Genomic DNA, 4606 nt, shown 5'->3' with positions numbered 1-4606 from the left:
CAACATGGACGTTCGTCAGTTTGCCTTCCTGGCTCAACCAGCCTTCTGCTGCCCTGCAATCCCGGCATTCCTTTGGGGGCCTGCCGAAGGCGCGGACTGGCGTTCATGCTGGCCAACCTGATGTTCTGGCAGCCGCTGTGGGTGATGGGCCGACGGCATCGTGGTCAATTGGCAGCGGCACCCGTCTCGGCCAGGCGGGCAATGGCGTGCCCATTGTCAACATCGCCAAGCCCAATGGCGGCGGCCTGTCCCACAACAAGTTCAGCGACTACAACGTTGGCCCGCTGGGGGTGATCCTCAACAACGCCACGAGCCGCACCCAGGAAACCCAGCTCGGCGGGATCATCCTCGGCAACCCTAACCTGGGCGGCCGTTCGGCCACAGTGATCCTCAACGAGGTCAACGGCGGCAGCCCCAGCCAGCTCAAGGGCTACACCGAAGTGGCGGGGAAATCGGCCCATGTGATTGTCGCCAACCCCTACGGCGTGACCTGCAACGGCTGCGGATTCATCAACACGCCGAAAGCCACCCTGACCACCGGCAAACTGGTGATCGAAAACGGCCAGGTCCAGCGTTATCAGGTGGACCAGGGCAGCGTCACCATCGAAGGCGCTGGCCTTAACGCGAGCAATATCGATCAGTTCGAAATCATCACCCGCAGCGCCAGGATCAACGCTGAAATCCAGGCCCGGCAGTTGGCGGTGATCGCCGGTGCCAACGATGTCGATGCCAAGACCTTGAACGCCACGCTGCGGACGGCGAATCCGGCGGACACGCCGCAACTGGCCATCGACAGCAGCGCCCTGGGCGGCATGTACGCCGGGGCCATCAAGCTGGTGGGCACCGAGTCGGGTGTGGGGGTGAAGCTGGCAGGGGACATGGCCGCTAGCGGCGGCGACCTGCAGATCGATGCCAACGGCCAGTTGACTCTGGCCCGTGCTCAGGCCCTGGGCGATGTACAGCTCAAGGCGCAAGCGGTGCAGCTGACCGAGTCGGTGTACGCGCAGCAGAACGCCAAGGTGGTGGCTACCGATCAGTTGACGGTGGACAAAAACCTGACGGCCGGTGGCAACCTGCACCTTGAGGGCCGGCAGATGGTCAGTCACGGCCAGCTCAACGCCGGCCTCAAGCAGCAAGAGGACGTCGAGACCGTCAATCCGGCCAGCCACTTGCAGCTTCAGGGCGGCAGTTTGACCAATACCGGCACCATCAATGCCCAGGGCAGCCTGGACATTGATCTGGAGCATTTGGATAACCAGGGCGCGGAACTGGTGGCAGCGAGGGATTTGCGCCTCAAGGCCGGTAGCGTCGATAACCGCGGTGGCACCCTGGCCGCGGCGCAGTCACTCAAGGTGACGGTCGATAGCCTGGACAACCGCGACCAGGGCCTGATGTTCAGCAAAAGTGCCGGCCTGACCCTGAGCGCCGACAGCCTGGACAATCGTCAGGGCACCCTGCAAGCCAACCAGGGCGAACTCAAGGTCCGTGTCGAGCAAGTCCTCGACAACGGCGGTGGCAAGATTTTCACCGGCGCCGGTGACCTGGTTCTTGAGGTTGATGAGCTGCGCAACCAGCAAGGACGGCTGAATGCCCAGGGCGGGAAGCTCAGTGTCAAGAGTACGGTTTTCGATAACCGCCAGGGCAATGCCCAGGCTGAAGCAGTGGAAGTCACCAGCCGTACGCGCTTGATCAACGATCAAGGGCATTTACTGGCCACGGCGGGCGACCTGTCGCTCAAGGGTGGCGAGGTTCGCAATAACGGTGGCGAGATCGCCAGCCAACAGCACCTGGGGGTTGAGGCGGCCAGCCTGCAGAACCAGCACGGGAGCATCAGTGCCGAGACTATCGGACTGGGGCTTACGGGCAAACTCGACAACGCTGCGGGTCTGATCGAGTCTCGGCAACGCCTGGCGGTGGACGCCGGTTCGCTGAGCAATGCCAAGGGCCGCTTGCGGGCCTTGGGCGAGCAGGGCGAGAGCCGCTTCAGTATCGGTGGTCGTTTCGATAACGACCTGGGCCTGGTGGAAATCGGTAACCAGCGATTGCGCCTGAGCAGCGTTGGCCTGAGCAACCAGCAAGGGCTGGTGCGCCATCTGGGGCAACAAGGCTTTGAGTTGTCCCTGGCGGACACCGGCAATGCCGGCGGCAGTTTCATCACCAACAGCCGGCTGGATCTGGACCTGGCGGAGTGGAGCAACACCAGCCTGATCCAGGCGCAGAAGATCGGCCTCAAGGTCGGGACTTTTACCCAAGCCGGCAGTGGCAAGCTGGTCTCAGTCGAAAGCATCGACGCCAGTGGTCATCAGTGGATCAACGATGGCAGCCTGGAAACCGATGGTGATCTGAAACTGACCCTCAGTGGCTCCTATCAAGGCAATGGCAGCCTCAAGAGCCAGGGGCACATGAGCGTTACTGCGGCAAGTGCCGACCTCGGCCAAGAGGCCCAGGTACGCAGTGGCGGGGCTGCCGTTTTGGCCCTGGGCAGCCACTTGCAGAACCTCGGCAGCCTCACAGCCTCCGGCGACTTACTACTCAAGGTCGACAGCCTGACCCAACAGGGCACTTTGGGGGCAGGCAATGCGCTGCAGATTGAAACCGCGACGCTGCTCAACCAGGGTGGACTGATCTTCAGCGGCGCCGACATGCAGCTGGAAACCCACAGCCTGACCAACGACAAGGGCGACATTTACAGTCTCGGTCGCCTGGACGTCAACGGACCGGGGCAACAGTCCGCCAGCCTGATCGAGAACATCTCCGGCACCCTTGAAAGTGCCCACGGTATGCAGTTGCTGGCCAACCGCCTGGTCAACCGCAAGGAGAGGTTCGCCTTTATTCCTGCCCTGACCTCCGGGCGCATCACTTTGCACTCCACCGACAACTGCAAGGGCAGGCACTGCGAGGCTTACTACTCGGTCAAGGAAGTCTATGACACGACAATCACCGAGGATTCCCCACGCGCCAACCTGATTTCCGGTGCCGAGCTGACCTTCAAGGGTGACAGTTTCGAGAACCGATTCAGTACGGTCGCTGCTGCCGGCAACATCAGTCTGCAAAGCAATCGCCTGAGCAACATCGGCGCCGGCGGTGGCGAGATTCGTCATTACTCCTACGGGATCTACACCAGGGACGAAGGCGCCTACTACAACTTCATCAATAACATCCGGCGCTACAACGCCTTCAACAATCCCGCCTCCGCCAGCTACGACCCCACAGCGATCCCCCTGAAGGCGATCGCCATCGGCCGACTAAGCGGCTTCAGCAAGGTTGCGACCTCCGGCAACGGTGACGTGGCGGCAGCGGTGATCCAGGGTGCTGGCAACGTTGATATTACGGGCGCCCAATACCTGGAAAACAGCGTGATCCGCCCCGGCGAAACAGTGGTCACCGGGGACAGCCGGGTCGGCTTGACCACGGTGGACAGCAGCACCCAAGTCCAGCCGCAGTTGAACCTGCAAGCCGCTCCGGATTTGCAGCAACAAGCCGTCAATCCTCTGGCCCTGCCTGGTTTCAGCCTGCCGCAAGGCGAAAGCGGCCTGTTCAAGGTCAGCAGCGACCCGCAACACAAGTACCTGATCGAAACCAACCCGGCATTCGCCAACCTCAAGCAGTTCCTCAACTCGGATTACCTGCTCAGTCGCATTGGCTTTAACCGCGACCAGACCCAGCGCCGTTTGGGTGACGGGCTCTACGAGCAGCGGCTGATCCGCGAAGCGCTGATCGCCCGCACCGGCCAGCGTTTTATTGCCGGGCTGGATAGCGACGAAGCGATGTTCCGCTACCTGATGGACAACGCCATTGCCAGCAAGACCGCCCTTGAGCTGTCACCGGGCGTGGCCCTGACATCAGCCCAGATAGCGGCGCTGACCCACGACATCGTCTGGATGCAGGAGCAGGAGGTCAACGGCGAAAAGGTTCTGGTGCCGGTGTTGTACATGGCCCAGACCCACAATCGCCTGGCGCCCAACGGTGCGCTGATCCAGGGGCGAGACCTGAACCTGATCTCTGGCGGCACCCTGGCCAACCAAGGCACCTTGCGCGCCAGTACGCAGCTGCAAGCCAGGGCCCAGAACATCGACAACAGCGGCCTGATAGAAGCCAATGAGCGCTTGTCGCTGCTGGCCCGCCAAAGCATCCGCAACGCCCAGGGTGGAATCCTCAAGGGCCAGGACGTCAGCCTGGTGGCGACCGAGGGCGACGTCATCAACGAGCGCTCTAAAGTGCGCTTGAACACTGGATATGGTGGCGGGCGCCAGCACAACGACTACCTCAATAGCGCGGCCCGCGTTGAAGCAGGCAACCGTCTGGACATCGCCGCTGGGCGCGATATCCGCAACAGCGGCAGCGTGCTCCAGGCCCTGGGCGATATGAGCCTCAAGGCGGGACGTGATCTGACGCTGGTGGCCACCGAGCAAGTGAACACCAGCAGCGGACGCCACAAGAAAACCAGTTGGAGTCAGAGCAGGACCACTCAATACGGCAGCGAGTGCGGGTCGGCGCAATCTTTCGGCTACGCTGCCAGATCTGCAGGTAGTGGCCAGCCAGGTGATGACCCAGGGCAGCCTGGCATTTGGCAGCGATGCGGACGCGTCCATCGAAGCGGCAGCCC

At 62.2% G+C, this 4606-nt stretch carries 1 pseudogene; it reads left to right on the top strand.

Annotation, left to right across the window (positions count from 1 at the left end):
* Positions 1–4: 4 nt before the first annotated feature.
* A pseudogene (locus tag M1B34_RS31160) lies at positions 5–4292 on the top strand (two-partner secretion domain-containing protein); the annotation flags it as partial.
* Positions 4293–4606 lie beyond the last annotated feature (314 nt).

Source organism: Pseudomonas morbosilactucae (genome assembly GCF_023241715.1).
GTDB classification, from domain to species: Bacteria; Pseudomonadota; Gammaproteobacteria; order Pseudomonadales; family Pseudomonadaceae; genus Aquipseudomonas; species Aquipseudomonas morbosilactucae.
This window is presented reverse-complemented; position numbering and strand designations above follow the sequence as displayed.